We start from the raw sequence: 26,117 nt of genomic DNA, 5'->3' as shown, positions 1-26,117 counted from the left end.
GCTGAGTCTGTTGTCTCAGCAAGGGCACCTGTCAACGTGCCTATGGTAGCAGCAACTGCGCTAGCTACAAGCTCCTTCCTTTAGGGAGGAGTAGTTGACAAAACAACCTCCTTTTTATGGCATGCAACACAAACTATGTAGTGAGCCATAGAGCCAAATCCTGTATGCATGACCTCATCATTGATCCCAAAAGGAAGGACTTGATGAAAATATTTTTTTAAGGTGTCTGTTAGACGCTGTTGTGAAAAAAGGTTCACATGCCCTAGTTGGCTGGCTTTTGATGCATAAGGGGCCGCAGTAACGTTAGGGGTTCCTATCACACAAACCCCGTCTTCAGTCATGTTCTGATAGATAGTATCAAAATAGAGGGCTTCGTGTTCAGGTAAGATATGCTCCACAACATCTAATGAAACAACTCCATCAAACAAGCCATAATTTTTACCCATGAAATCATCAAAAAGGAACGTGTATTTGTCCTCTTGCAAGTTATCTTGAGCGGCTTTTAAAGCGGGCTCATCTAGGTCAATGCCCATATATTTAGAACTATTCTGAGCAAGAAGGGTCGCTCCAATTCCATCGCTGCAACCTAACTCGAGGATATGGCGCCGTTTTCCTAGTATTTTACTAGAAAATTTATAGCGAGAGAGGACAAACCCTAACCGTTTTGGGTCATTACGAAAATTAAAAGACCAATGAGGCCCAAATTTAAATGACTGATCCGCAAAAAGTTTCGTTTTTTCATCAATCGTGTCCATCCAATCCTACGCTTTGCTATTCGATATAAGGAGCTGGGCAAGAATAACTCATGCATTTCTGCAACCATAACATCTTCATCTGCTTTGTTGCAACTCCTTGAAAGCTAATAAGCTTCCTGCGGATTTGCGCCGCGCAGCTAAAGCGCTATGGCACCAGAAATGCATGAGTTATTTTTGCCCAACTCCTAAGTTCCCATTCTAATCAAATCGGTCATTTTTTTGGAATGGTTAGGAGTTATTCTTGCCCAGCTCCTTACTTTGTGGCTTATCCAAAATTTGACGGAGAAAGAAGTCGCAAGGAACTGCTTTGCAGTGGAAAAGATCAATATGCGTAGAGTCAATGCAGTTGAGGAATTCTTTCTGCTTTTCGGTATACTCAAGCCACTTATCTGTAGGCTGGGAAACGAGAGGGGTAAACTCTTGAATAGCTGCAAGGAGGTCTTCCTCGGACATTTCAAGGTATTCAAGCCGTTCATTGGCACTAACAACGCCAAAATCAAAAAAGGCCGCATCATTCAAAAGCTCTTTTATGGAAAGAATCTCTCCTGTATCTGGATTTCTAACTTTTTTATAAACATACCGATATTTGGGGTTATGGATCATAACAGCGGGCTCGACATAATCGATCCCTAGAATAGGGGTGTGAAAGCATGAGGCAAAAGTCTCTGGACCTGTTTTTGAAGAAATCATAAAAGCTGCTCCAGAAAGAAGGGCAAAATCATTCTCTATGGATATATAGGGGCTTTTAGAATAGTCGATGAGATGAGGCCTCGGCTTAAAAACGGGTTGTTCCTCTCTTCCGTGAATGACAACAGAAAAGCCTCTACCAATTAAATCATCGATTAATGGGTCAAAGCGTTCAACATGATGGATGCTTCGTCTGTTCATCACCTTGTTGTTGTATTCTTTACGATTCAAGTTTAAAACAACAAAAGACTCTGAAATTTTTAGATCCTTTTTAAGCTGGTTTAGTAGGTTTTTGAGGTTTTGGTTAGGAGAAATAGGATCGCTTTGATAGATTAAATCTTTATAGTCGTTATAATTACGATAATTATAGAGAAAGTTAGCTCTGAACTGGTAGTAACCTTTTTGAAAGGGCTGAGGTTTAGTCTTGAGTATAGATGCATTAGGATCAAAATAGCGGTTATACTCACCAATAGAATCTTTTTGCTTAATTTTTAGAAAGTCTTGGATATTGTATAACATGATAGCATTTGCTCTTTCTGATATCAGGACAGGGGTGACTTTTATTAAAGTTTTCAAGTAAAAAATAGATTTAGCAAACTTTAAAAGAATGTTGTGAAACAAAAAACCTTTGTAGGAAATCACTGGACATTCTGAACAGATATTTTTAGCGACGGCTCTTACAAAATCAGGTTCAGGACTAATATCAAAAATCACGACAGGACCTCTAGTACGGCTCCAGAGAGCAGCATAGTGTAATGTAATTGCAATGGCTCCAAGGTCGTGGCGGCAGATGATGAAAACTTGTTGATCCAAGGGGACTTTAGAAAGCTCTTTCGAAAAATAGTGGTATAAAACGTGAAAATAGAAGCTATTAAAGCAATTGAATAAAATATGCTTAAACTTTCTTCGAAAAGATGGCATTTTTAAAATCGATAGAACCTTTAAGGTTGTTTTGGCAGAAAAGTAGAGGGGAGGATGATTTTCTATAAAGGACTTGGCAGCGCTTAGTGTTTTTTTTCGTTTGAAGTACAGTTTAGATAAGGGGTGATGAAAATAGATCTTCAAGGCGTCTTGAAAAGAAGAAAAAGAAAAATTGGAGCAAGAGGAAAGCTTTTGGGGGCTTAAAGAGGTGTTTTTTGAGCGTTTAACAGAGGTGCTGAGCTCCTCAATACGAATAGGAACCACTAACCTAGAGTGGCCCAAAAGCTTTTCGGAAGCGATTTTTGCTAGTTGATAGCGAGAAAAGGTTTCTTGACCAGTAATATTAAAGAGCCCATGATGGTTATTTCTAATTAGCTTTACAGTGATTTTTGCGAGGTCCGATACTAATATAGGAGAAAAAATCTGGTCGGTTGCAGCCCTTATAGGCTTTCCATGTATTAAAGGTTCAACTATTGTATCAATTAAAGCACCATCTCCGGGGTTTGTTGAATAGGCCTTACTAATCCTAAGCATTAAGTATTGATTGTTGCAGCTTTTAGGAATGGCTTTTTCAAGCTCTGCTTTTTGTTTGCTGTAGTGATTCAGAGGAGATGGAGGAGATTTTTCGGAATAATCTCCTGTCAAGCCATCGAAAATACAGTCGCTAGAGAAAAGAACGGGGCAAACACCCTTTTCATGGAGTTGTTTTGCAAGCGCAAGAGGGCCTTCTACGTTGCATCGATAGCTTAGTTCAGGGTTTTTTTCGCAAGAAAGGATGTTTGTAATCCCGGCTGTAATAATTGCATGGGTGCAGCCTTCCAGTGGAAGGTGGGCAATAGATGGGCTCAACAGATTTAAGCGATGAGGAGAATCAATTTTTTTATGACCGGTTGCTATGACAGAATAATTGTTTTCAGCAAGGGCTTGTAAGATATAAGAACCAACGAAGCTTCTTTTTCCTATTAATAGGATTTTTTGGTTCATAAATGTGTTAAAACCTCGGGTTCCTGGCTTTTAGACTGGATATTCCAGAAGGAAGCATAGCTTGTGTTTTCTTGAATCAATGCTTCGTGAGTTCCTGTTTCAATAATTTCTCCTCCCTTCATGACTAAAATCTGGTCCGCTGAGGTAATGGTAGAAAGACGGTGGGCAATTACAATTAATGTGCAATCTTTTCGGATCTTTTCTAATGTATTGTGTATAAGCTTTTCATTATGGCTATCTAGATTGCTGGTTGCCTCATCCATGATTAAAACAGAGGGGTTTCTAATCATTGCTCTTGCGATGGCCACCCTTTGTGCCTCACCACCAGAGATGCGGTAGCCATGCTCTCCTAGATGGGAATCTAGTCCATCTGGCAGGTTTTTGACAACATCGTAACACCCAGCAATTTTACAGATCTCCAGAATATGCTCATCAGTAGCCTCGGTTCCAAAACAAATGTTTTCGCGGGCGGTATCATTCAGGATAATATTGTTTTGAGAGATCACCCCTAGCTGGGAGCGCCAACTTTGGTAGCTATATTGCGAAAGATCTTTTCCATCGATACAGATCATCCCACTGCTTGGTTTAAACAGCCGAGTGATCAGGTTAACCATCGAAGACTTTCCCGCTCCTGAAAGTCCGACAATAGCAGTCATTTGTCCTTTTGGAAACTCAATACTCACGTTGGTTAAGGCTTGGGCTTTTTGATGGGGATATTGGAAGTAGACATTCTTGAACACAATCCCTTGCTTAATGGGGGGAGCAGGGGCACCCTTAGTAGGCTCAAACCCCTTGTTATGTTTTTCTAAAATCTCATTGAGCTTAATCACATTACCCGACTGTGAGGCAACAACACCTAAGTGGTTGAGAATTTCCCGAAAGGTTGTTGTGAATCTATAAGAAATAGCTAGGTAGGTCAGAAGGATTGGGAGAGAGTGGTCTCCGTTTGAAATAAGAAAAAGTGAGCTAATTCCAATCGTTGCTCCCATCATTGTCATGCTAAAGGTTTCTCCTACAGCAATAAGCAAACCTTGAAGAATAGCGTTCCCTTTTTGAAATTTTTGGATTTTAGAGAGAACCTGCCGACTTCTTTCTAAGAAAGCCTTTTGCATACTAAAGATATGGATGAGCTTAATTCCATTGACCGCTTGAACAACATCGTTGCTAAAGGTGAGGACTTGGTTGGCACATTTTTCTGAATAACGACTAATGATGATGATGAGTTTTTTATAAGCAAACCCTGATGCGATAAAAAAGAGGATGAAAAAAGCTGTTAGGGGAATAGAGATTTTGAAAAGAAGGAGGGTAAGGATTCCTAGGGTGCAGGTATGAATAAAAATCTTGTGAAAGGATTGCAGCATAGGGAGGATGGACGAAGAGGGCATTTGGGTATAAGCTGCTAAGCGTCCTGTTTTGTATTCGCTAATTGTTGGAAAGTCGAATGAAAGGATGTGTTCGTAGATATTTGCTTGGACCTTAGCAGACATTCTACTGTTAATAATTCCCGCTCGGGTATCTGAAACAAAGATGATTAAAGCTTTGAGAATTTGAGCGCCAACTGCAGAGATCACCATCGTTACAAATAGAGCATTGGTAGACATTTCCTGAAGGAAAGAGAGGTGTGCTATATGACGGACAAACGGTTTGTCGAGGAGGAGTTCAAGATCCTTTCCATTCAGGACATAAAGAGAGCAAAGGAGGAGGCTAAAGGTCAGTCCTTCAAAAAATGCAGCAAATGCTCCAGGAGTGGAGGCGATCAGAAACTTGATCAGGTCTTTCTTTTCCCGCTTAAAGATAACATTATAGATATTGGAAATGTATTTTTTTTGCTTCTTAAACATATTAGGGAATAAACCAGTAGTAGTCGCCGGTGTAGCCCACCTCTTTGAAGAAGGTTTTCCACTCGTCGACATGCATGATTGTTTTTGCGGTGAGGTTCCAATGATACATCAGCTCTTTTTCCTCATCGTTGCGGTAGGCATCGACAGTGATGAAACTCGATTTGCGAGAAACCCGCTCGATTTCTTGGAGTGCCTTGGCTAGCTCCTCTTTTTCAAGGTTGTGGATCGTATTGATCGAGATTACCAGGTCGAAAGAGTTGTCAGGGTGGGGAAGGGAAGTGGCGTTGGCTACTTGAAGGTGCTCTTTAACTTCAGGCTTGGCATTTTCGATGGCATAAGAAGAGACATCGATTCCAGAAATCTGGATACCGGGGATGAGGCGACTAAAGTCATAAAGCATAAACCCTTTCGCAGCCCCGACATCGAGGATCGAGCTTTTTTCGGTGAGGTTGTAGTGGTTTTGGAAGGTGGGGACAACAGGCGTCCAGAACCGGTCCATATAAGCAAAACCCCCATAGCCATGACGCCGCTCCCCATCGAAGAACTCTTTGCCAAACTGGCGGGCAATGGCCCGGTCCTCTTCGGTTTTTGTCGCGCCCCGCTCTTTGACGTTTCGCTTTGTTTTAGGATAATTGACTAGGAGGTCTACTTCTTGTCCCATATGATTACTTTTTGTGAATATATTCTAGAGGTTGTTTATTAATCGCGTCGAAATGGGCATTGACCCACTTGACGGTTTGGTCGATCCCTTCTTCCAAGGAAATTTCAGGTTTCCAACCGAGCTCTTCACGAATCTTGGAAGAGTCAATGGTGTAGGCTTTGTCTTGACCGAGTCGCTCTGGAGCGATTTCGACCGCTTCTTCCATGGGGACATCCATCTTTTTGCAGATGGTTTCGACAACATCTTTTACCGCCACCCCTTGGTCAGGAGAGATGTGGTAGATGTCACCGACCCGCCCTTTTTCCATTACGAGGAGCTCTCCTTGAGAAACATCGCGGATGTGGATGTAAGATTTTACGGCAACGCCGCCCCCATGAAGTTGGATTTTCTTCTTGTTTTTGATGTAGATCGCGGTCCGGGGGATGATTTTAAAGAGTTGCTGATGGGCGCCGTAAACATTGGTCGCGCGCACCATGACGAGGGGGAAGTCAAAATTCTTCTGGAAGGTGAAGAGGGAAAGGTCACCCGCTGCTTTCGATGCAGCGTAGGGGGTCGATGGGTTTACAGGGGTCGACTCTTTGATAAATCCTTCGCAAGTGCCATACACTTCTGGAGAAGAGATATGGACATATTTTTTCAGCCACTTTTTGTCCTTGAGCAGATTGGCAAGGCTGGTTAGGGCAACGGCATTGGTTTGAAACCAGTGGTCGGGGTTCTCCCAGCTAGGACCGACTTCACTTTGGGCGGCAAAGTTGACGATATATTCAGGTTGAAAAGCCCCTAAGAGGCGGTCGAGTTTCGCGAGATCTTTGTTGAGATCGATCTGCTCGAAGGTAAAGTGGGGAGAGGTGCGGGTTTTGTAAGGGAGGAATAGGGATTCTTTTTCAGAGGAACGGCTGATGCCGGTGACTTCATATTCGCCTTTTTCAAGGAGAAGATCGATAAAATCACTTCCTGAAAATGAGTTGCTACCAATAACTAAAACTTTTTTCATATTACACCTATGTAACCCTGGAGAAAAAACCAAGGATGTTTAGATAGCTTTTCAATTTTTTTCAGATTCGAAGATATCCAGTTGGCACATACTTGTTTAAAGTAGGGGCAACTGGATATCTTCGAATCTGGGAAAAAGAGGAAGCTTAGATAAATATTCATGGTTTGGTCTCCGGGGTTCTTAAAATGGGCCTGTGAAGGAAGCATCGGGAATGTCGAGAGGACCTGTCGTCCGTGCTTCGAGGAGCTGTTGAAGAAGGGTTTGCGCTTTCGAAGGAAGGCGCATCATTTTATAAACCTCCATCTCAATCATCCGGTGAGAGGGATAGTAGTGGTTAGCAAGGGCCCAGCTGGTGGGGCTATGGCGGTCGGGATAAGCGATACGGGCAGGAGGGTTTTTTAGATCGGTAAAGGCTTCTTCGGCGGCAAGAGCAATCACTTCCGCACCAAAGCCACATGTTTTCCAGTCGGGATCGGCGACGATGAGGCGCCCTGTTTTTCGGACCGACTTGAGGATTGTCTCTTTATCAAGAGGCTTGATGGTCCGGATGTCGATCAATTCGACCGAAATCCCATCCTCTTCAAGCGCTTGAATCGCTTTACGAGCTTCGAGAACCATATGAGAAGTGGCGGCGATGGTGATGTCCTTTCCTTCTTGAACGATATGGGCTTTTCCAATCGGAACCTCATAACTTTCTTCAGGAACGGGACCATGGATATTGTGGAGCCACCGGTGCTCAAGGTAAACGACAGGGTTGTTGTCTTTCACAGCAGAGATGAGAAGTCCTTTGGCATCATAGGGAGTCGAGGGCATCACCACTTTTAGTCCGGGGATGTGGGCAAAAAGGCTTTGGAGCGATTGGGAGTGTTGGGGTCCTTGTCCCCATCCCCGTCCCATCACAAGGCGGATGACGATGGGGGCAGTCATCTGGTCGCCAAACATATAGTGCCATTTGGCAGCGTTGTTGATCAGTTGGTCGAGGGCAAGGAGGAAAAAGTCCACCCGCTGGTGGGTCATAATAGGGCGCATACCGCGGATGGCTGATCCAATGGCAATCCCCGTCATCCCATTTTCAGAAGTGGGCATATCCATCACCCGATCGGGCCCAAATTTTTCTTGTAAACCCAGGGTTGTTCCAAAGGTTCCTTTGGGATCGGGGACGCCGAGTCCCATGAGATAAACCGAAGGGTCCTCCTCCATTGCTTGGGAGGTTCCTTCTAAAATAGCTTGGTTAAATTTTATCGATCGTTCCATCATCACTCTGCGTAGGTCAGTTCATAATCGAGATCAAACTCGGGAAGGGGACTTTCCTCAGCAAAGCTAAAGGCTTCATCGACCTCCTTCTTAATTTTTTCTTCCATCTCTTGGATGGTATCTTCAGTAAACTGTTTTTGGTAGGTTTTTATCGGACACTTTTCAAGCCAGTGACTAAACTCTTCGATTGTTCGGTAGGGGAGGTCGGTGTCAAAGTTCGGGCCGCAATGTTCCCGGAAACGGTAGGTGTCAAGGAGGAGAAATGCAGGACCATTGCCGTTTCGGATGTGGTGGACCGCTTCTTTAGCAAGGGTGAGGGTTTCTTCCACATCATTTCCATTCCCTTTTTGGGAGAAGATGCCATGTCCTTCGGCAATTTTGACAAGGTCGCGCTCTTTTGATTGGCGGACGGAGAGAGGAGAGTAGACCGAATAGAGATTGTTTTCACAGACAAAGAGGACGGGAAGTTTTTTCAGGCTGGCAAAGTTGAGACTTTCCGCAAAGACCCCTTCTTCGGTAGCTGCCTCTCCCATATAGGTAACGGTGAGAAGATCGTCCTGTTTAAGAGAAGAGGCAAAAGCAAGCCCTACTCCTATTGGAATGCTTCCAGCAACAATAGGGGTCGATCCTACAAACCCAACAGAGCGATCGACAAGGTGCATCGACCCTCCACGTCCCATCGAGCAACCCGTTTTTTTTCCGTGAATTTCAGCAATCATCGTTTTCAGATCGCCCCCTTTGGCAAGGTAGTGGGCATGGGCTCGGTGGTTGCTAACCATCAGATCTTCTTTATTAATGGCGGCGGAAACCCCAACGGCAATCGCCTCCTGCCCGATACTGAGGTGGGTGGGACACCGCATTTTTTGTTCCGAGTAGCGACTGGCAATCGCTTCTTCGATGCGGCGGATCCGGAGCATTTCATAAAAATAAGTTTCAGGGGTCACTTCAGTAGCCTCGTTAGAAATTTGTTAAAGGGAACTTTTTTGACCGGCTCTTTGTTTCCAACGGTTTGAACATTGATGGCCGAAGCAATCGAACCCAGGAAACCAGCAAGGGAAAGGGGGTACCCTTTCGCAGCGCATAGCGCAGCGATGGCAAAAAAGCTATCTCCTGCACCGACCCGATCAATCGTATTTGTAACAAGGGCGGGGATATGGACTTCAGGTTCTTTGTCTGAAGAGCAGAAAACTCCACGCACCCCTTGGGTGATACAGGTGTTTTTACATTGGAGGATTTCAGAGATGTCAGCAGCGAGTCCCTCGATCGAACTATAGCGATCATGGGCAGACAGGCGAAGTTCAGGTTCATTCAGAGAGATAAAATCAGCCCGTCGGTAGTGAGTGACGACATTAAAGCCTCGGTTACCACTATTGGTTTGGGTGTTGATCGCTAAAAAGTTGGGGAGGTCGGACAGCGCATCGACAATCCGAGGGTTTGTAAAGCCATTGCCAAAGTCGCAAACCAAGATCAGGTCGAAGTCTTGGGTTTGCTCTTTAAGGTAGGTGATTACCTCCTCAGTTTCCTTAGAGGAAAGGAGGGAGTCATTGGTGGAGTAGGTTTCGAAAAGCTTTGAAAGGCGGTTTCCATCTTGCATCACATATCGCTTTTTAGTGAGGGTGGCATGGTTGGGCAAATGGATAAACTGTTGCTTCACCTTGGGGTCGATCAACTCATCGATCAACTCGCGATGGGAACACTGTGCGCCGATGGAAGTTAGGAGGGTGACATGATCAGAAAACTGGGCAATGTGGTTGGCGATAATGAGAGAGCCTCCAAGGTAGCGCTCATTTTCGCGGCAGCGGGCCACCATGTGCAGCCCTTTTCCCGATTGCCCCATCGGTTCAGTAAACTGGTATTCATCGATAATCGCATCGCCAACGATCAAAACCTTGAGATCTTTTAGAGCTTCCACTTTGCCAATCAAGTCTTCGACAGAGTAGGCTTCCTTAATTTCAGCAAGAAGGGCGCGAAGCTCCGGAGAGATGTTCTCATAATACTGATTGAGAAGGGAAGAGGAGCTAAAGACAATATCGTCGGTATAGTAAACCGTTCCTTGGGTCTCTTCAACAGCTGCTGTTTCTTCGGAGATTTTTCCCGTCACGTCAGCGCCATGGTCAGCATACTCCTTTCCTTTAACGTAGACATTGGGCTTAATCTTTTTGATGCAGCTGACCGCATCGGGGCTATCGTTAAGAACGACATAGTCGACGCAGTTAAGGGCGGCTAAAGTTTCAGTTCGGAGCTCTTCGTTAAATGCGGGGCGTCCCGGTCCCTTATTGACATGCGCGTCAGGAGTGATGGAAACGACAAGCTTTGTTCCCTGCTCCTTTGCTTCTTTAAAGTGGCGGATATGTCCAGGATGCAAAAGATCAAAGACCCCATGACAGTGGACAATCTTTTCTCCCTCTTTCTTTTCGCTCTCTAGAATTTCTTCGAGCTCTTCAAAGGTTTTAATCTTACTTTGCATGGGCTAGTGACGTTTTCGTTTGACTGAATTTCCATGAATCGATGATTGTATGCAAGAGAAAAAAGTGGCCCATCTCTACAAGGCCATAGTCCATAACTGGCAGATAAAAGTTGAGATTCCCCAATGTTCTTAAAGGGTTATCGGGCTCAAAACCGCTCAGAGTAATCACAGGAGACCCTTTTTCCTTTGCGACTGCAGCTCCATTTAAAATATTTTGGGAGCTTCCCGAACTGCTAATACAAATCAAAAGGTCTTCTTTTTTTAAAAGAAGGTCTAAGGGACGAGAAAAAACTTCCTCATATCCATAGTCATTTGAAATGCAGGTCATCACATTTGAGTCATAGAGAGTTTGGGCTGGCACTTTGAGAGCATTGAGAAGGTCGATGGCAAAGTGGGAAGCAATCCCGGCGCTTCCTCCATTCCCAATGACAAAAGCTGTCCCTTTTGTTTCCTGAAGCATTTTGTGAAAGAGATCAAGCGCTTCGTTTTGATTTAAGAGGGTGTCTGATGAGTAGACACAGTTTTGGATCACATTCGAAAGTTCTGAGAATCTTTTTTCAAACATAACGTTTCCTTACGAGCCAATTATGAAAGATATTCAAACCAAGTCTTGGTTGCTTCTTTAATACTTTCGGGTTCCCATAGAGGAGCATCCCGAAAATCTTCAATACTTGCTAAAAGCTGGGCAACCCCCTCCTCAAAGGAGGTTTTTGCTGTAAACCCGAGAGTTTTTTCGATTTTGCTCACATCGGCGAAGGTGCAATCAGGTTCTCCTGGCCGCTTTGGAATATTGACCGAGTCGTGGTTCAACAGTTCGACAATCCTGTTAACCGGATAGTGGTTTCCACTGCCGACGTTGAGGATTTTTCCCGATGCCGACGACTCCGCTCCCATTAAAAAGGCGCGGGCGACATCTTTGACAAAGGTAAAGTCGCGGGTTTGGGTCCCATCTCCCACCACGGTCAGAGGTTTGTTGTTGAGCTTTTGAGTAAGGAAGACTCCGAAAACCGCTCCATAGGTTCCCGTCGTACGCGCACGTGGCCCATAAACATTAAAGAGGCGGAGAGAAAGAGAAGGGATCTTATAGACCTGCTCCCAATGCATCACCAGCTCTTCTCCCAAAAACTTAGTCAAAGCATAAGGATATTGAGGGCGAATCGGCGTTGTTTCTGGAGTCGGGTAGGTGTCGGGAATGCCATAACATGAAGAGGAAGCCGCATAAAGGAGTCGCTTCGCCCCTTTGGCACACTCTAAAACATTAAAGGTTCCGTCGACATTGACCTCAAAATATTCGCGGGGGTTTTCAATCGAAGGGACGATATCGGCAAGGGCAGCCAGATGAAAAACCCAGTCGACCCCTTCGAAATGGGGGCGGACCGCATCGACATCGCGGATATCTGCCTCGACAAAAGTGAGGTTTGGATGCTTCGGAAGGTTAGTCACCCGTCCCGAGGCAAGATTATCAAGAGCAATCACCTCATGCCCCTCCTCAAGGAGGAGTTCGCTCAAATGACTTCCAATAAAACCAGCACCACCTGTAATTAGTACGCGACGCACAATGTTTTTACTCATGGTTGCCCCTCTTTTGGTCACCCTTTATCCTCCAAAAATTTCGCCTTGTCTTATGGACAATGTTCTCAATTTTAGGAGGACAAATTGCTCCAAAATAGTCGAGCAAACAGGAGCAAAAATCTTGCTCGTCACGTACTAGAGCTTTCACTTTAAGTTTACCGCCTGCATCGTTTTAATATTAAAGTAACGTTTGTCCTCTAAAGAGTTGGGAAGCTTATCTTCACTAAAAGCTTCGACAAGACCGGTCACCGCATCCTCAATGGTATAGTTCGGTGTAAAGCCAAGTTTGTCGGCGATTTTTTGAGAGGAAACATGGTAGGAGCGGTTATCATCGGTCGGAACCGTTTCGATATCTACTGCCTTTGTTTTTCCCACTGTTTTCTGAACAATTTCGCCGAGCTCTCTGACCGAATGGTTATGGTAACCCACATTAAAGATCTCCCCTTGGATTTTTTCGGCAGGCATCTCTAAGACATGGAGGTAAGCGCGGACCATATCGCGGATTTCAATGTTAGGGCGGAGCTGCTCTCCTCCCATGACCTTAATTTTCCCCGTGTTGAAGGCGAGGTTGGTTAAGATATTGACAACCACATCGAGTCTTTGCCGCGGCGCATACCCACACACCGTTGCCGGTCTGAGGACGCAGCAGGTGAAGTTCTCATCTTGGTACTTAAAGAGAATTTCCTCACAAGCAGCTTTAAACTTCGAGTAGTCGGTCAGGGGAGTGAGCTCCATATCTTCGGTCACATTGGGAACATCTTTGACCCCATAGACCGATGAAGAGGAAGCATAAATAAAGCGCTCTACCCCTTTTCGTTTAGCCATCTGAACAAATGGTTCGAAGGGATCAAGATTGATCGATTTCCCTAGCGTTGGGTCGAGCTCAAAACTGGGGTCATTCGAAATGCAAGCTAGATGTAAAGCGGCTTTACATCCGTTCAAAGCCTCTTCCATATGGTCGAGGTCGCGGATATCGCCCTTCACCAAGGTGAGTTTCGGATGATCTTTAATGTCATTGAAAACATCTTCTCCATAGAGAAAGAGATCATAAACAGTGACTTCGTAACCGGCGTTGAGTAAGGTGGGGACCAAAAGAGATCCTACGTAGCCGGCGCCACCTGGAATAAATACGTGCATCTGCGTCTTCTTTTTCAGTTTGTATAAAGAAGCAGACTATATTGAAAATATTTCTAGCTTGCAAGGTTTCTTTGTCACATGACTTTGTATATGACAATTTTTTAAACTGATGGTTAGCTGCGACTTCACCAAATTTCCATCCTTCCGATTGGTACCTGAGCTAGATGTCCTGGAACTCAAGTTTGAGGATGTTTTCTCAATGTGCTGAAAATTCCCCCAATATTTTATAAAATGCTGAAGAATATGATGAAGTCAATATCTGTTGGGGATTGATTGAGTTCAAATAACTTTTCTTAATATCGAAAGATTCTTTATTTTGTCTATCACTAATAGTAATTTGTTCTTCAGAAATTGTTAATCCTCTTTGGGTCAAATAACAAAGCTTTAACATATCTAGAAAAGAAGCAGCGCCTGCAACCTCTTTAGCAAGCATTGACGACTTAATCTCTCCAAGAGAATTAATGATGTCCTTTTCGTCTGCCTTATAAGAGCAAAAACACATCTCTACTGTTACAAGAAGTTCTTTGAGAAAAGATGGCCTTCTAGCAACTGCTTCAATAGCATCAGCAACGCTACTCCGAACGTTTCGATCAAGAGAAGGGTTGTTTGTCATATTAATAAGAGCTTCTAACGCTTCTTCGGAGAAGGCTTGTCTTCCCCTAGCAGCTTCTTCAAGAGCGTTAGCAGCACTCCTTTGAATGTTCCGACCAAGAGAAGGGTTATTTGCCATATTAATAAGAGCGTCTAAAGTTTCTTTTGGAAGAGCTCCCTCTTTAGCAATCCTTGCAAGAGCTTCAGCAGCGCACATTCGAACGTTATTAGTATCAAATAGCATGTATTCATCAGAAGAGGAGCTATTAGTATCAAGTAGCATGTATTCATCAGAAGAAGAGCTATTAGCATCAAGTGTCACGTCCCAATCAAGAGAAGGACTGTTTGCTACTTTAATAAGAGTATCTAAGGCTTCTTTGGTTTCAGCTTGCCCCTTTTTAGCAACTTCTTCAAGAGCTTTAACAGCGCTTCCTCGAATGTTTCGATCAAGAGAAGAGTTATTTGCTATATTAATAAGAGTATCTAAAGCCTCTTTGGCTTCAGCCTGCCCCTTTTTAGCAACCTCTTCAAGAGCTTTAATAGCGCTTCCTTGAATGTTTCGATCAAGAGAAGAGCTACTTGCTATATTAATAAGAGTATCTAAAGCCTCTTTGGCTTCAGTTTGCCCCTCTTTAGCAACCATTCCAAGAGCGTTAGCAGCGCTTTCTTGAATGTTTCGATCAAGAGAGGAGTTATTTACCATATTAATAAGAGCTCCTAGAGCTTCTTTGGCAAAAGCTTGTCCTTCTTTCGCAACCTCTTCAAGGGCATTAGTAGAACTTTTTTGAATGCTTGAATCAGAAGGGCTATTTGCCATATTAATAAGAGCGTCTAAGGCTTTTTTTGCGAAGACTTGTCCTCCCTTAGCAGCATTCCCAAGAGCCTTAGCAGCACTCCTTCGAATGCTTTGGTCAATAGAAGGGCTATTTGCTACTTTAAAAGCAATTCCCGGAACACTCTTAACTAATTTGCCTTGAGTGTTTTGTGGAAAAGTTTTTTGCAAGCCGCTTTCGCTTAAACCATTGTTTATCAGGCTATTAGATTTATTTGTAGCGGGAATTGCTGCTACTTTAATAAGAGTATCTAAAGCCTCTTTGGTTCCAGTTTGCCCCTCTTTAGCAACCATTCCAAGAGCGTTAGCAGCGCTTCCTCGAATGTTTCGATCAAGAGAGGAGTTATTTACCATATTAATAAGAGCTCCTAGAGCCTCTTTGGCTTCAGTTTGCCCCTCTTTAGCAACCATTCCAAGAGCGTTAGCAGCGCTTCCTCGAATGTTTCGATCAAGAGAGGAGTTATTTACCATATTAATAAGAGCTCCTAGAGCTTCTTTGGCAAAAGCTTGTCCTTCTTTCGCAACCTCTTCAAGGACATTAGTAGCGCTTTTTTGAATGCTCGAATCAGAAGGGTTATTTGCCATATTAATAAGAGCGTCTAAGTCTTTTTTAGCGAAGGCTTGTCCTCCCTTAGCAGCGTCTCCAAGAGCGTTAGCAGCGCTACTTCGAACATCCCGATAGAGGGAAGAGTTATTTAGGATAGTAATCAGGGCATCTAAAACCTTCCTGGGAAGACCTTTCTTCGCTTTAACAGTGCTACTTTGATCGTTCCGATCAAAAGAGGGGTTATTTGCCACTTTAATAAGAGCATTTAGAACCTCATTGGGAAGAGTTTGCCACTCTTTAGCGACCACTTCAATAGCATCGGTAGCGCTATTTCGAACACCCCGATCAAGAGAGGAGTTATTTATCATTTTAATAAGGGCATCTAAAGCCTCTTTGGTATCAATCTTTGCAAGAGCGTTAGCAGCACTCCTTCGAATGTAATGATTAATAGAAGGGTTATTTGCCACTTTAATAAGAGCGTTTAAAGCCTCTTTAGCAAAAGCTTGCCTCCCCTTAGCAATTTCTCCAAGAGAGTCAGCAGCTACACTTTGAACATCCCAAAAGTCCGTATCGAGAGAAGAAATGCTTACTATTCTAATAAGACCAGCTAGAGCTTTTTTGGCTCCAGCTTGCCCCTCTTTAGCAATATTCAGAAGGGTGGAAAGAATATTCCACTGGGAATGATCCCAGCCAAAATTTTCAGCAATGCTTAAAGTTGCTATGATCTTATTTGGGATAGGCATCTTTTCTTTAGCAAAACGACTTATCAGATGAGTCGCTTCTTTTTGCTTTGGGTTTTCTGATAGATTTTCAAGGAGTGCGGTCACAATAGATGGATTATGCAGAAGTCTTATGTTACGATTCAGAAGCTGAAAGTTCATTTCTTGAAGGGGGGCTGTCCTGATGTACTTAGTAGCTTGTTGAATGAGTGTTTTATATTGGGGGATGATCTTTTCAGGATTATTGCACTCCTCAAAACATCGAGCGAAAAGGACCAACTCATACCCTCTTGCTAGGTCACGGGGTGCAGCAAATAGATCTTCAAAGAAATCCTTAAGGGCGTTGGTGTTTTCTTTGAGGGAAAGGCATCCAGAGGTCATTGATAGCATCAGTCGATAGCGAGGATTAAACTTATTTTTACGAACAAAGTTCTGGGCCTTCTGCCGGCATCCCTCCAGATAATATCTGGCTAGGTGCTTAGCTGCAAAAAACTCTTGGAAGGTTAAGTGTATAAAATGTCCCTCCCTTTTTTGTATCCGAAAAATTCCCATTTTTTTTAGGAGAGTTTCTGTTGTTTTTTTAAGACATTTTCCGATGTCTCTTGAACTTAAATATAGGCTTCCATCTTTTTCACAGGTTGCTTTCCATGCTAAAGCTTCCAGGGTAAGGCCAATGGGTTTTGCTTCATTTATATCGAAAGGGTTTGAAAGATCAATTACATCCTTTTTACGGTGATTACTCTCATACTTTACAAGAAAGCGCTTACAAAGCCAATCCGTAATTTCTACATAGATAGAACTGATAGTTGCAGGGTGGTCGAGTTTAAATGTCTCTTTTCTATCGAAAAATAGAGCACATAATAGGGTAAGGTTAATCGGGATGGACGCAAGGCTTTTTAGGGTTGGTTCTTTTTCAAGTTCGTTTTTTAGGTTTTCTTTTCTTTTTGTTCTCTCTTGGTCACTAAGTATCTTTTTACAGTGTTTAAAATAGGCATTGATATACTTACCTATTCCTTCACCATTAAACCCCAGAATTTCAAGCTCTGCTTCCTGATTAAAGCCCATAACCCTATCAGGTCTTGATGTTAAAAGAATATTAAAAAAATTTTCTTTAAATTGTTTGAATAAACCTTCCTTAAAAACTGAAAGCTCATCATAGCCATCAAGGATGAGGAGAGACTTTTTTCGAACCTTTTTTTGTTTAAGAAGATCGATAAGCTCTTCTTGATCAACTCCACATTCTTTTGCTAAAATTTGGTAAATATCGTTGTGCTCATATTTTTCTAAGTTTCGTAATGGCATCCAAAATAAAAACTCAAAGTCTTCATTCCATAATTTTCCTTGTGCCCACTTATAAGAAATATGATGGCAAAATGTGGTTTTTCCGGAGCCTGCTGATCCAAAAGCCACAATCCTTTTCACCTTTGACTTTAATTCTTTTGCTTTCCAAATCTCATTAGGAAGTACTTCTTCTTTAGGGTTAAAAATTGCCTCATGTGTAATGGGCCTTAAATCTTGAGCTACAGATAACTTTTCATTCTTTAGCTTTTGATTTTGTTCGTCCCTTTCCTTTCCTTTAATCATAGCAAGGCGTGTATAGGCATGCTCAATAGGCAAATGATACTCAAAGTCTCCATCATCTTGCATATTCAATACGGTTAAAGTTTGTCTAGCTTTGTAGCTCTTTTTTAAACACTCCTTTAATTTGGCTTCCAAGATACTTTCTAATGGAACCGTTGTTCTACTTTTAACCTTCCCGAGCTTTTTCTTTTTGGAAAGATCTTTTCTGATCATCGAAGTCCGCACTCCGAGCCTTTCTGCTTTTTTTCCTTGGTAGTGAAGAGCAATAAAATCTCCCTGAGTGTTGATGAGCGCTCCTCCCGAAGATCCTGGAGCAGCCTTAGCGTTATATCGCACTTCGCAATCAAAGACTTTAGTGACGCTTCCCACATCGAAGCATAGCTTTCCCTTAACAAGGCGGTCTGTTGTTAAGACATCAGGGTGCTGAATCAAGGAAATGTGGTCATTAATACTGGGTTTCACTGAGTGGAATAGCGATAGTGCATGGGTATAAACTTTTGCAAGTGCTTCAGTATGTTTGAGAGCGACGATAGTGTAGTCGAGGTGGCCTTTATCAACAGACTGAGGATTGTCAATTGTTCCTCTTCTAGGGCTAGTGACGAAGAAGCCATTGTTTCTTTCATATGGGTTTAAATCTAATTCTGGGGTTAGCTCAAACTGAACTGTTTTTTCCTTGCGATATTTGAAAAAAACCGCTTGAGATTTTGCGGCAATCCTTTCATTGGGGATAACATGGTGGTTGGTGATCAAAAGATCTGAGCCTATTAGGACACCTGTCCCCCTATTTAGGACACCTGTCCCCCTAGGAGAGGGCGCAATAATCAGACAAATTCCCTTCATTTTTTCTTGAATGATCTGGTTAAAATTGGTGAGATCGGTTGAATAGGCAGTTGTATGTTGAATGGCTATCTGATCTTCGTCTGAATCTGAGCTGTCAGTCGAACCGGATGAGCTCCAATTATCAAAAGGTTCATTGTCCTCAGAGTTTGGTGGATTAGCTTTATCTTGGGTATCTTGGGTTAAAAAGCTTTTGCTACTATCTGAATCCGAACTATCAGAAGAGCTAGTCCACCTATTTGTTGTGTTTTTGGAGCTGTCTTGGCTCTCATCTGAAGAACTACCGGAGGAGCTTGAGTCCCACAGTTTTGAAATCTCTTCTGCGCTGTAAGAGCTTGCGTTTGATTGATCTGCTTTATTATCAAATTTATGATCTGAGTCATCATCAAAGCCAGAGCTATCGGATGAGCTATCAGAGTCCCACTTAGCAGTCTTTTGATAAGATATGGGTAGAGTCATTTAGAGCTCCTTCAGATGATTGAGGCATCAGTTGTTATTCGAAGAGCTGCTAGAGCTTAGAGCGTTGGAGCTTTTCTCTAGCATTGTTTTTAAGCGTTTTAATCTGTGTTGTTGAGCCTCTAATCCTTCTTTCTCGAGGTATAGTAGCTTTTCGTGCTTTGCATATTCATCTCTGTCTACTTTAGTCAATTGAGCGTTTTGTGTTGAAGTTCCTTGCTCTTGTCTTTCTGAGCTGTCAATGCGCGAGTAATGAAGCCCTTCGTGTAGGATAGTGACTTCCTCTCCCGTAGAAGAGCCAATTGTTCGCTTGGTACCTCGAGATATCAGTGTGACTTGTTTATTAAATAGCAGAGAAGCAAGCTTAAGCTCGTTGTCGGTTAAGTAATAGCTTGAAGGCTTAATACCTGCAAAGTATTTACTGCGATGTTCAAGGAGATAGTTTCTTTTCGTTTTATCTCTTGACCTTTCAAATTTCCTAAGGTTCTTCTTGGTGGCATCAAGGGCTTTGATTCCTTTTTCCTTAGCCCAGCTAAAAACTTGTTTTCGAACAGGTTCAAATGCATCCAAGCACTGCTTTTGATCCTTCTTTAACTGTTGAGCAAGCTCTTGGTCTTCAAGCTTATCCCAACCCTTAGTTGCAGAGGCTGCCTTTCTTAATAATTCGAAAAGTTCCTTATCAATTTCTGGAGAATCTAAAACCTGAACATAAAAAGAGTATAAGTCTTGTTTTTGAGAGCTACTTAGATCAAGCCCAGCGATCAAAGATCGATAGTCTTTGCTTTCCCTAGAAAAATATTCATCTAAGCAGTCTATGATTTCTTTCTTGAAATGGGCTTGTTTAACAGCTTCTTGAAAGGCATTTACAAAGTGATCTTTTGCATCCCTCTGAACATCTCCTGTGGGCTTTGGAGAATAAAATACATATTCATTTTTAATCTTTTTCCCAAGAAGCGCATGAATAGCGCATGCCCCATCACCCCTAGTAGTCGTATTAAGCTTCCGTCTGTTGGGTACAAGATTTTTGTTATAAAGTCTGATTTTTTCATCGACTTCTTGTTCTCGACTTTGGCTCTTTTTGATTTTACCATCTATATCAGAACTTTTTATTGGCTGCTTGTCTTGATTTTCATAAATCAATCCTAATATTGTTGAAGAAAGGAGGTCATCAAGGTAGGGATGTTTTTCTCTATGAAACCTTGCAGCTAGTTTACGTAAACTTGCTTTTTCAAAATTTGGATCTTTCTCTTTCACAAGAGTGGCAAGATGTTTAATTGTAACATATCGCACCCTCCAAAAGGGATCTTTTCTTAATGTTATTTTGCCAAATAATTTTATTTCTTGTTTCTCAATTTGAGATAAGGTTAAAAGGCTGGGGAAGTTACCTTCGAAAACCCTTCTTTTTAGCTTGAGATCAGCTTCGGGGCTTTGGATGATTTGCATAAACAGATAACTAGCTTGTTGGGCTAAATACTTGTGCTTATCAGCGTCCTCTAAAAAAGGACTGAGGTGGTTAAAGGCTGTTTCATCTGGTACGTTTTCTGCACCATGCCAGCTTAAAGCCCAAATGTCTTTGTACCATTTTTCCTCAATTTCTTTGTAAATACGGACAGAAAGATCTACAAGTGGAGAGACTAGCACAGATAAGTTGATAGAGGTAGGTGAAGCCGATAAAGCCATTTCAGCAATCCCTTTTGCAATGGGGGATCTGTGATCTCTTACAACCTCTGTCCACTTCCCTTTGCCAGGCTCAAGCTTTTTAGTTGCAGCTGCAGAGCACTGAAGGGCAAAGCGGGTTTCTACTTCTTTTTTTGGAAGAGTTGAAAGGACTTTTTTAAGCTGTTTTTGGATGTCAGTAACAGTAGATTTATAGATATGCCTCTTTTCAATTGAACATTTATATATGAAAAGCTCAAGAAAAATTCGACTTGTTTTAGAAAGAGAGCATTTCAACTGGTCAAAGCACTGAACTTCTTGAGAAGACAAAATCTCTAATGCTTTTAATATCATAGGAAAAGGAATATTTTTCTCTATTAGAGCTTTTTGAAAGGCCTTTTGTTTTTCATATAGAATTTGGGTCCTTTCTTCCTTGGAAAGCTGTTTTTGGGTAAGTGTTTTAGCTGACTTATCTTCAAAAATGGCACTTCGATAATTTTTAGCAATTTTATAGAGCTCTTCCGAGCGCTCAGTCGCAATTTTTGGCTCAAAAGAAGTCGCCTTAATCAGAGGATCAACTGCTTTTTGAAAAGCGTTCCATCCAGATAATAGACTAGGGTTTTTTGGAAAAAAATTTGAAGAACCTGACATATCGACTCCCTGAGGTTAAATATTGAATTGCAATTCTTCTTATATTCACTTTTTTTGTCAACAAGTAATTTGACTTTGCTGATAAAAGCTAAGGTGCAGTCTAAATTTTTTTACAAAAAATTAAAAAATCAGTATCATCCCCTGCTTTGGTAGATCTTGAAGACAATTGAGGGTTATCTAACTATCTGAAGGAGCTCTAAAATGACTGGATCCGTATCTTATCAAAAGCCTGCTAAGTGGGGCTCTGATAGTTCATCAGACAGCTCTGGTTTTGATGATGACTCAGATCATAAATTTGAGAATAAAGCAGAGCCGTCAAGCGCAAGTTCTTACAACATAGAAAAAATTTCAGAACTGTGGGACGCTAGTTCCTCTGATAGCTCTTCAGATGAGAGCCAAGACAGCTTCAAAAACACAACAAATAGGTGGACTAGCTCTTCTGATAGTTCGGATTTAGATAGTAGCAAAAGCTTTTTAACCCAAGACACCCAAGATAGAGCTAACCCACCAAGTTCTGAAGATGCTGAGCCTTTTGATAATTGGAACTCACCCAGTTCGACTGACAGCTCAGATTCAGACGAAGACCAGCTAACTGTTCAAGGCACAACTGCCTACTCAACCGATCTCACCAATTTTAACCAGATCATTCAAGAAAAAATGAAGGGAGTTTGTCTAATTATTACCCCATCTACTAGAGGGACAGGTGTCTTAATAGGCTCAGATCTTTTGATTACCAACCACCATGTTGTCCCTAATGAAAAGGTTGCCGCAAAGTCTCAAGCGGTTTTTTTCAAATATCGCAAGGAAAAAACAGTTCAATTTGAGCTAACACCAGAAATAGACCTAAACCCATACGAAAGAAGCAATGGTTTCTTCGTCACTAGTCCTAGAAAAGGAACCATTAACAACCCTCAATCTGTTGATGAAGACCACCTTGACTACACTATCGTCGCTCTTAAACATACTGAAGTGCTTGCGAAAGTTTATAACCATGCACTATCGCTATTCCACTCAGTGAAACCCAGTATTAATGACCGCATTTCCTTGATTCAGCACCCTGATGTCTTAACAACAGACCGCCTTGTTAAGGGAAAGCTATGCTTCGATGTGGGAAGTGTCACCAAAGTCTTTGATTGCGAGGTTCGACATAACGCTAAGGCTGCTCCAGGATCTTCAGGAGGAGCGCTTATTAATGCTCAAGGAGATTTTATTGCTCTTCACTACCAAGGAAAGCAAGTAGAAAGACTCGGTGTCAGGACTTCAATGATCAGCAGAGATCTTTCCAGAAAGAAAAAGCTAGAGAACGTTAAAAACAGAACAACGGTTCCGTTAGAAAGTATTCTCGAAGCGAAGCTGAAAGAGTGCTTAGAGAAGAACTACAAAGCTAGAGAAACCTTAACCGTATTGAATATGCAAGACGATGGAGACTTTGAGTATCATTTGCCTATTGAGCATGCCTATACACGCCTTGCTATGATTAAAGAAGAGGAAAGGGACGAGCAAAATCAAAAACTAAAAAATGAAAAACTTTCTGGAGTTCAAGATTTAAGACCCATTACACATGAGGCGATTTTTAAACCAAAGGCGCCAATACTCCCCAAAGAAATCTGGAATGCTAAGAAGTTAGAAGAAAAGGGTGAGAAAAGAGTTATAATTTTTGGCTCTGCAGGTTCAGGGAAAAGTACATTTTGTCACCATGTTTCTTTCGATTGGGCAAATGGTAGACTATGGAACAAAGAGTTTAAATTTTTGTTTTGGACGCCCTTGCGAAACCTCGAACTAAAGAAGTACGAAAACAAAAGCATTTATCAAATCCTAGCAGAAGAATGTGGGATGAAAGAAATGGCGCTTTTAGATCTTTTCAACAAAGAAGATATTAGAAAAAAGTCTCTTTTAATCTTGGATGGATACGATGAACTCTCTGCCTCCAAACAAGGCCTATTTGACCAGCTTAAAAAAGCGTTTCCTAATATTCTTTTAACTTCAAGACCTCAAAGGGTTTCACGTTTTAATCAAGTATCAGAGCTCGAAGTTTTAGGATTTGATGATGAGGGAATCTTTGAATATGTTAAAACTTACTTTGAACAGCGCAAGCAAAACCTAAACAGTGCAGAAAAGGCAAAAAGAAAAGAGAATCTTGAGACGGAGTTAAAAAAAGAGCCTATTTTAAAGAGCTTAGCGTCCATCCCGATTAACCTTACTCTCTTATGTACGTTATTTCTCGATAGGGAGGAAACCTTTAAGCTAGAACGTCCTATTACTATTACTTCAATCTACATAGAAATTACGGAGTGGCTATGTAAGCGTTTTCTTATGAAGCATGAAAGCGGGAAGTATAGTCACGATGATGTGGTTGATCTCTCAAATCCTTTTGATCTAGATGAAGCAAACCCTATTGCACTAGCTTTAGAAACGTTAGCTTGGAAGGCAACTTGCGAAAAAGATGGAAGCTTATATTTAAGCTCAAGAGATATTGGACGATGTCTAAAAAAAGTGGCAGAGACTGAACTGAAAAAAATGGGGATTTTTCGGATACAAAAAAGAGAAGGGCGCTTTATTCATTTAACCTTTCAAGAGTTTTTTGCTGCTAGACATCTAGCAAGGTGGTACCTGGAGGGAAATCAACAAAAGGTTAAGGAGTTTATTCAAAAAAATAAATTTGATCCTCGCTATCGACTGATGTTATCGATGACCTCTGGTTACCTTTCCTATAAAAACGAAGATATATTACAGGCCTTTTTTGATGACTTATTTAGCAAGCCACGAGATTTAGCTAAAGGATATGAACTGAGCCTTTTTGCAAGATGCTTTGAAGAGTGTAATGCGCATGAGAAGGTTAAGCAGTATAAGGAGTTAGTTAAATGTGCCGCTGAATATATTAAACAAGCACCCATTCAAGAAATGAATTTTCAACTTTTGAATAGAAGTCCACGGCTTTTAGACAATCAAGTAATTGTAAATGCTCTTTTAGAACCAAAAGAAAAAAGAAAATTAAGGGAGGCCAACAAACTAATAAGACAGCTTCACCAAACAGCCCTTGTACTAGATAGTGTTGTAGAAAAAATTATTTTTTTAGTTAATAAAAATCACAAAATATATTGCATAGAATCGCTAGTTGATATTATGAATACTATTTATGAGATTGGAGGCATGGAAAAAGTCACAAAACTAATTAATAACGAGTCCTATAACCAAAGCGCTATCAGTAAGAAAAAAAGGAAATCTAGAGAAACTATAGATGCCCGTAAAGAAAGAATGATTAAATGTTTTTTTCAAACAGAAATTTGGGTTGCTTTATGTTATGTGAAAATTGAAAAAAAGTTAGATGCTGCAAATGATATCAAAGCCATTAAGAGTTTTTTCTTAAAAGAGTTAAGCGAATTTAGTTCTAAATCCTTTTCTTTCAATTCATTCCGTTATATTTTAATGGCTCAAGACAAAGCTTTCTTAAAGCTAGAGCTGCTGTTAAAGGAAAGTGAGTCATTAAAAAATAAGAAAGAAGCAAAATTTTTTTTTGGTTTGCTTAAGAAGCTTATTAAAAGTTCGTCATATGATGATAGCTTCCGTGTAAAAATTATTAAGACTTTGGAGCAAGCTATTCTTAGTAATACGCTTCTTGGGCAAGAGAAGTGTTTAAAGGTGATATTGGATTTTTCATCAACAGCTTCTTCGCCTTTTATTCAGCAAAGCAGGATAAATGCCTTATGGAATATCAGCTTAGATGGTACAGAGAGCATTCAGAAAAATGCTTTTGAAGGATTAAAGAAAGCTTCTAAATCTGAATCCTATGATCTTCAAGAAAAGCTTTTTAATTTTATAAAAAAAAGGAAAGAACGAGTAGGTGATTCTTTCAATAAAAATCCAGTGGGTTCTGGAACAATACCCCAGCAATTTGGACAACATGACTGTCATGAAGAAAAGTTTGTTTTGATTTTATCGGAATTACAAAAATCAAAATTTTTTGGCATAAGATCAAGAGTTATTCCGTTTTGTAAAAAGCACTATCCTTCTATAAGTTCTGTACAAGAACTTTGCAAGTTACCTAAGGTTGTTAATTTGTGTAAAGCTATAGATAGCTCCAGCGACCTAAATTTAGCCCTAGAGGAGTTTTTTAAAGGTGGGGTCTTTAGTCTTTTTCCTCATGTAAGATCCAAAGTTATAAGCCTCATAAAAAAGGAGTCAAAGGTATCAGAAGAATGCTTAGATATTTGCTTGGAGAATATTAATACAATACCTCTCAGAGGAGGTTTAGATATTTTAAATGAGATTATAAAAGAAAAAAAAATCGCCGCTGAAGAAACTGCAGTTGATTTAATTCTCAATCTGAAAGATAAGGCTCAAAAGATCTGTTTTTTAGGTTGTGCTCTCCAACCTGATTTTCTCGAGGTTATTTTAGAAATTACCAAAGTATACCCAAAATTATCTGAAAAGGCGCTTGATTCATTAATCAAGTTAGCTAAAGAGGCTTCTTTGACCTCATACCAAGAGAAAATTATTAGGTTCTTGAAAAAAAACAGTACTCATTTGCTAAGCAAAAAAAATATAATTGATAAAAATCTTCTTATTGAAGCTTGTTGGCTCTTACAGTGGCCTTGCTATAAATTAAGCTCAGATAAAATCACCCTTCACGATAATAACAGTAAGATTATTCATAAATTGATAAAATCCAAAAAAGATGCTTTGGTATCGCATATCCTAGTAGATAATAATCAGCAAGCTAGTAACAGTTCCTTCTCAAGCTCTAATAGCTCCATAGGTCAAACTCTGGAAGACCAACTTAAGGAAATTCAGAAATGTCCACGTGCATGTGATATAGATGCTTTTAAAAAGAGGGTCAATAGCTCGGAGTTACCACAGAGTCAAAAAGATAGCTACTGTGAAAGAGTTGAGCGAATGCGTCAAAGCAGCAGTAGCAGCTCTTCAAGCAATAAGTAACAGGCCAATGCTCAATTGGGATTTGCATTTCTAAGCCTT

General features: G+C 41.3%; 14 protein-coding genes. 1 reads left to right on the top strand and 13 read right to left on the bottom strand.

Translation table 11 applies throughout. The features are described from left to right. Window positions 1-80: 80 nt before the first annotated feature. The 13 genes from NEPTK9_RS03045 to NEPTK9_RS02985 form a co-directional block, all read right to left on the bottom strand. Complete coding sequence (locus NEPTK9_RS03045; protein ID WP_194847357.1) at window positions 81-755, bottom strand: class I SAM-dependent methyltransferase; 675 nt, start codon at window positions 753-755, stop codon at window positions 81-83. A gap of 228 nt (window positions 756-983) precedes the next feature. After that, entirely contained in the window at window positions 984-3,347 is a 2,364-nt protein-coding gene (locus tag NEPTK9_RS03040; RefSeq protein WP_194847356.1) for a sugar nucleotide-binding protein, read from the bottom strand. After that, window positions 3,344-5,188, bottom strand: coding sequence for an ABC transporter ATP-binding protein (locus tag NEPTK9_RS03035; RefSeq protein WP_194847355.1), 1,845 nt, complete (start codon window positions 5,186-5,188; stop codon window positions 3,344-3,346). The genes NEPTK9_RS03040 and NEPTK9_RS03035 overlap by 4 nt, the downstream gene beginning before the upstream one ends. A gap of 1 nt (window position 5,189) precedes the next feature. Further along, window positions 5,190-5,849, bottom strand: coding sequence for a class I SAM-dependent methyltransferase (locus NEPTK9_RS03030; protein ID WP_194847354.1), 660 nt, complete (start codon window positions 5,847-5,849; stop codon window positions 5,190-5,192). Between the two features lie 4 nt (window positions 5,850-5,853). Then, on the bottom strand, window positions 5,854-6,843 hold the full coding sequence (locus tag NEPTK9_RS03025; RefSeq protein ID WP_194847353.1) for a GDP-mannose 4,6-dehydratase: 990 nt from the start codon (window positions 6,841-6,843) through the stop codon (window positions 5,854-5,856). Window positions 6,844-7,023: 180 nt separating this feature from the next. Continuing rightward, complete coding sequence (locus NEPTK9_RS03020; protein WP_228546999.1) at window positions 7,024-8,097, bottom strand: alpha-ketoacid dehydrogenase subunit beta; 1,074 nt, start codon at window positions 8,095-8,097, stop codon at window positions 7,024-7,026. A gap of 2 nt (window positions 8,098-8,099) precedes the next feature. Then, window positions 8,100-9,041 (bottom strand): thiamine pyrophosphate-dependent dehydrogenase E1 component subunit alpha, encoded by a 942-nt coding sequence (locus NEPTK9_RS03015; protein ID WP_320412046.1) that lies wholly within the window; start codon window positions 9,039-9,041, stop codon window positions 8,100-8,102. After that, window positions 9,038-10,564, bottom strand: coding sequence for a PfkB family carbohydrate kinase (locus NEPTK9_RS03010; protein ID WP_194847351.1), 1,527 nt, complete (start codon window positions 10,562-10,564; stop codon window positions 9,038-9,040). The genes NEPTK9_RS03015 and NEPTK9_RS03010 overlap by 4 nt, the downstream gene beginning before the upstream one ends. Continuing rightward, complete coding sequence (locus NEPTK9_RS03005; RefSeq protein WP_194847350.1) at window positions 10,554-11,129, bottom strand: SIS domain-containing protein; 576 nt, start codon at window positions 11,127-11,129, stop codon at window positions 10,554-10,556. The genes NEPTK9_RS03010 and NEPTK9_RS03005 overlap by 11 nt, the downstream gene beginning before the upstream one ends. 20 nt (window positions 11,130-11,149) lie before the next feature. After that, the gene (locus tag NEPTK9_RS03000) at window positions 11,150-12,136 is read right to left on the bottom strand and encodes an SDR family oxidoreductase (protein WP_194847349.1); all 987 of its coding nucleotides are present in this window, start codon (window positions 12,134-12,136) and stop codon (window positions 11,150-11,152) included. A 144-nt stretch (window positions 12,137-12,280) separates the two neighbouring features. Beyond that, a complete protein-coding gene (locus tag NEPTK9_RS02995) occupies window positions 12,281-13,273 on the bottom strand; it encodes an NAD-dependent epimerase/dehydratase family protein (protein ID WP_194847348.1) in 993 nt (330 codons plus the stop codon). A gap of 196 nt (window positions 13,274-13,469) precedes the next feature. Further along, window positions 13,470-18,839: a HEAT repeat domain-containing protein gene (locus NEPTK9_RS02990; protein WP_194847347.1), complete on the bottom strand. Its 5,370-nt coding sequence runs from the start codon at window positions 18,837-18,839 to the stop codon at window positions 13,470-13,472. Between the two features lie 27 nt (window positions 18,840-18,866). After that, the gene (locus NEPTK9_RS02985) at window positions 18,867-21,143 is read right to left on the bottom strand and encodes a hypothetical protein (RefSeq protein ID WP_194847346.1); all 2,277 of its coding nucleotides are present in this window, start codon (window positions 21,141-21,143) and stop codon (window positions 18,867-18,869) included. 201 nt (window positions 21,144-21,344) lie between these two features. Here NEPTK9_RS02985 and NEPTK9_RS02980 point away from each other — a divergent pair, with 201 nt between their 5' ends. Beyond that, on the top strand, window positions 21,345-26,078 hold the full coding sequence (locus NEPTK9_RS02980) for an NACHT domain-containing protein (protein WP_194847345.1): 4,734 nt from the start codon (window positions 21,345-21,347) through the stop codon (window positions 26,076-26,078). Window positions 26,079-26,117: the final 39 nt, after the last annotated feature.

The organism is Candidatus Neptunochlamydia vexilliferae (assembly GCF_015356785.1).
Classification (GTDB): domain Bacteria; phylum Chlamydiota; class Chlamydiia; order Chlamydiales; family Simkaniaceae; genus Neptunichlamydia; species Neptunichlamydia vexilliferae.
Note: the sequence above shows the minus strand (reverse complement) of the source record. Positions and strands in the feature narration are given on the sequence as shown.

Excerpts from the sequence above, each read along its gene's own strand:
- NEPTK9_RS02990 (WP_194847347.1), bottom strand. The coding sequence starts at position 18,839 with ATGACTCTACCCATATCTTATCAAAAGACTGCTAAGTGGGACTCTGAT.
- NEPTK9_RS03020 (WP_228546999.1), bottom strand. The coding sequence starts at position 8,097 with ATGGAACGATCGATAAAATTTAACCAAGCTATTTTAGAAGGAACCTCC.
- NEPTK9_RS03005 (WP_194847350.1), bottom strand. The coding sequence starts at position 11,129 with ATGTTTGAAAAAAGATTCTCAGAACTTTCGAATGTGATCCAAAACTGT.
- NEPTK9_RS02995 (WP_194847348.1), bottom strand. The coding sequence starts at position 13,273 with ATGCACGTATTTATTCCAGGTGGCGCCGGCTACGTAGGATCTCTTTTG.
- NEPTK9_RS03000 (WP_194847349.1), bottom strand. The coding sequence starts at position 12,136 with ATGAGTAAAAACATTGTGCGTCGCGTACTAATTACAGGTGGTGCTGGT.
- NEPTK9_RS02980 (WP_194847345.1), top strand. The coding sequence starts at position 21,345 with ATGACTGGATCCGTATCTTATCAAAAGCCTGCTAAGTGGGGCTCTGAT.
- NEPTK9_RS03045 (WP_194847357.1), bottom strand. The coding sequence starts at position 755 with ATGGACACGATTGATGAAAAAACGAAACTTTTTGCGGATCAGTCATTT.
- NEPTK9_RS03010 (WP_194847351.1), bottom strand. The coding sequence starts at position 10,564 with ATGCAAAGTAAGATTAAAACCTTTGAAGAGCTCGAAGAAATTCTAGAG.
- NEPTK9_RS03040 (WP_194847356.1), bottom strand. The coding sequence starts at position 3,347 with ATGAACCAAAAAATCCTATTAATAGGAAAAAGAAGCTTCGTTGGTTCT.
- NEPTK9_RS03035 (WP_194847355.1), bottom strand. The coding sequence starts at position 5,188 with ATGTTTAAGAAGCAAAAAAAATACATTTCCAATATCTATAATGTTATC.
- NEPTK9_RS03030 (WP_194847354.1), bottom strand. The coding sequence starts at position 5,849 with ATGGGACAAGAAGTAGACCTCCTAGTCAATTATCCTAAAACAAAGCGA.
- NEPTK9_RS02985 (WP_194847346.1), bottom strand. The coding sequence starts at position 21,143 with ATGTCAGGTTCTTCAAATTTTTTTCCAAAAAACCCTAGTCTATTATCT.
- NEPTK9_RS03025 (WP_194847353.1), bottom strand. The coding sequence starts at position 6,843 with ATGAAAAAAGTTTTAGTTATTGGTAGCAACTCATTTTCAGGAAGTGAT.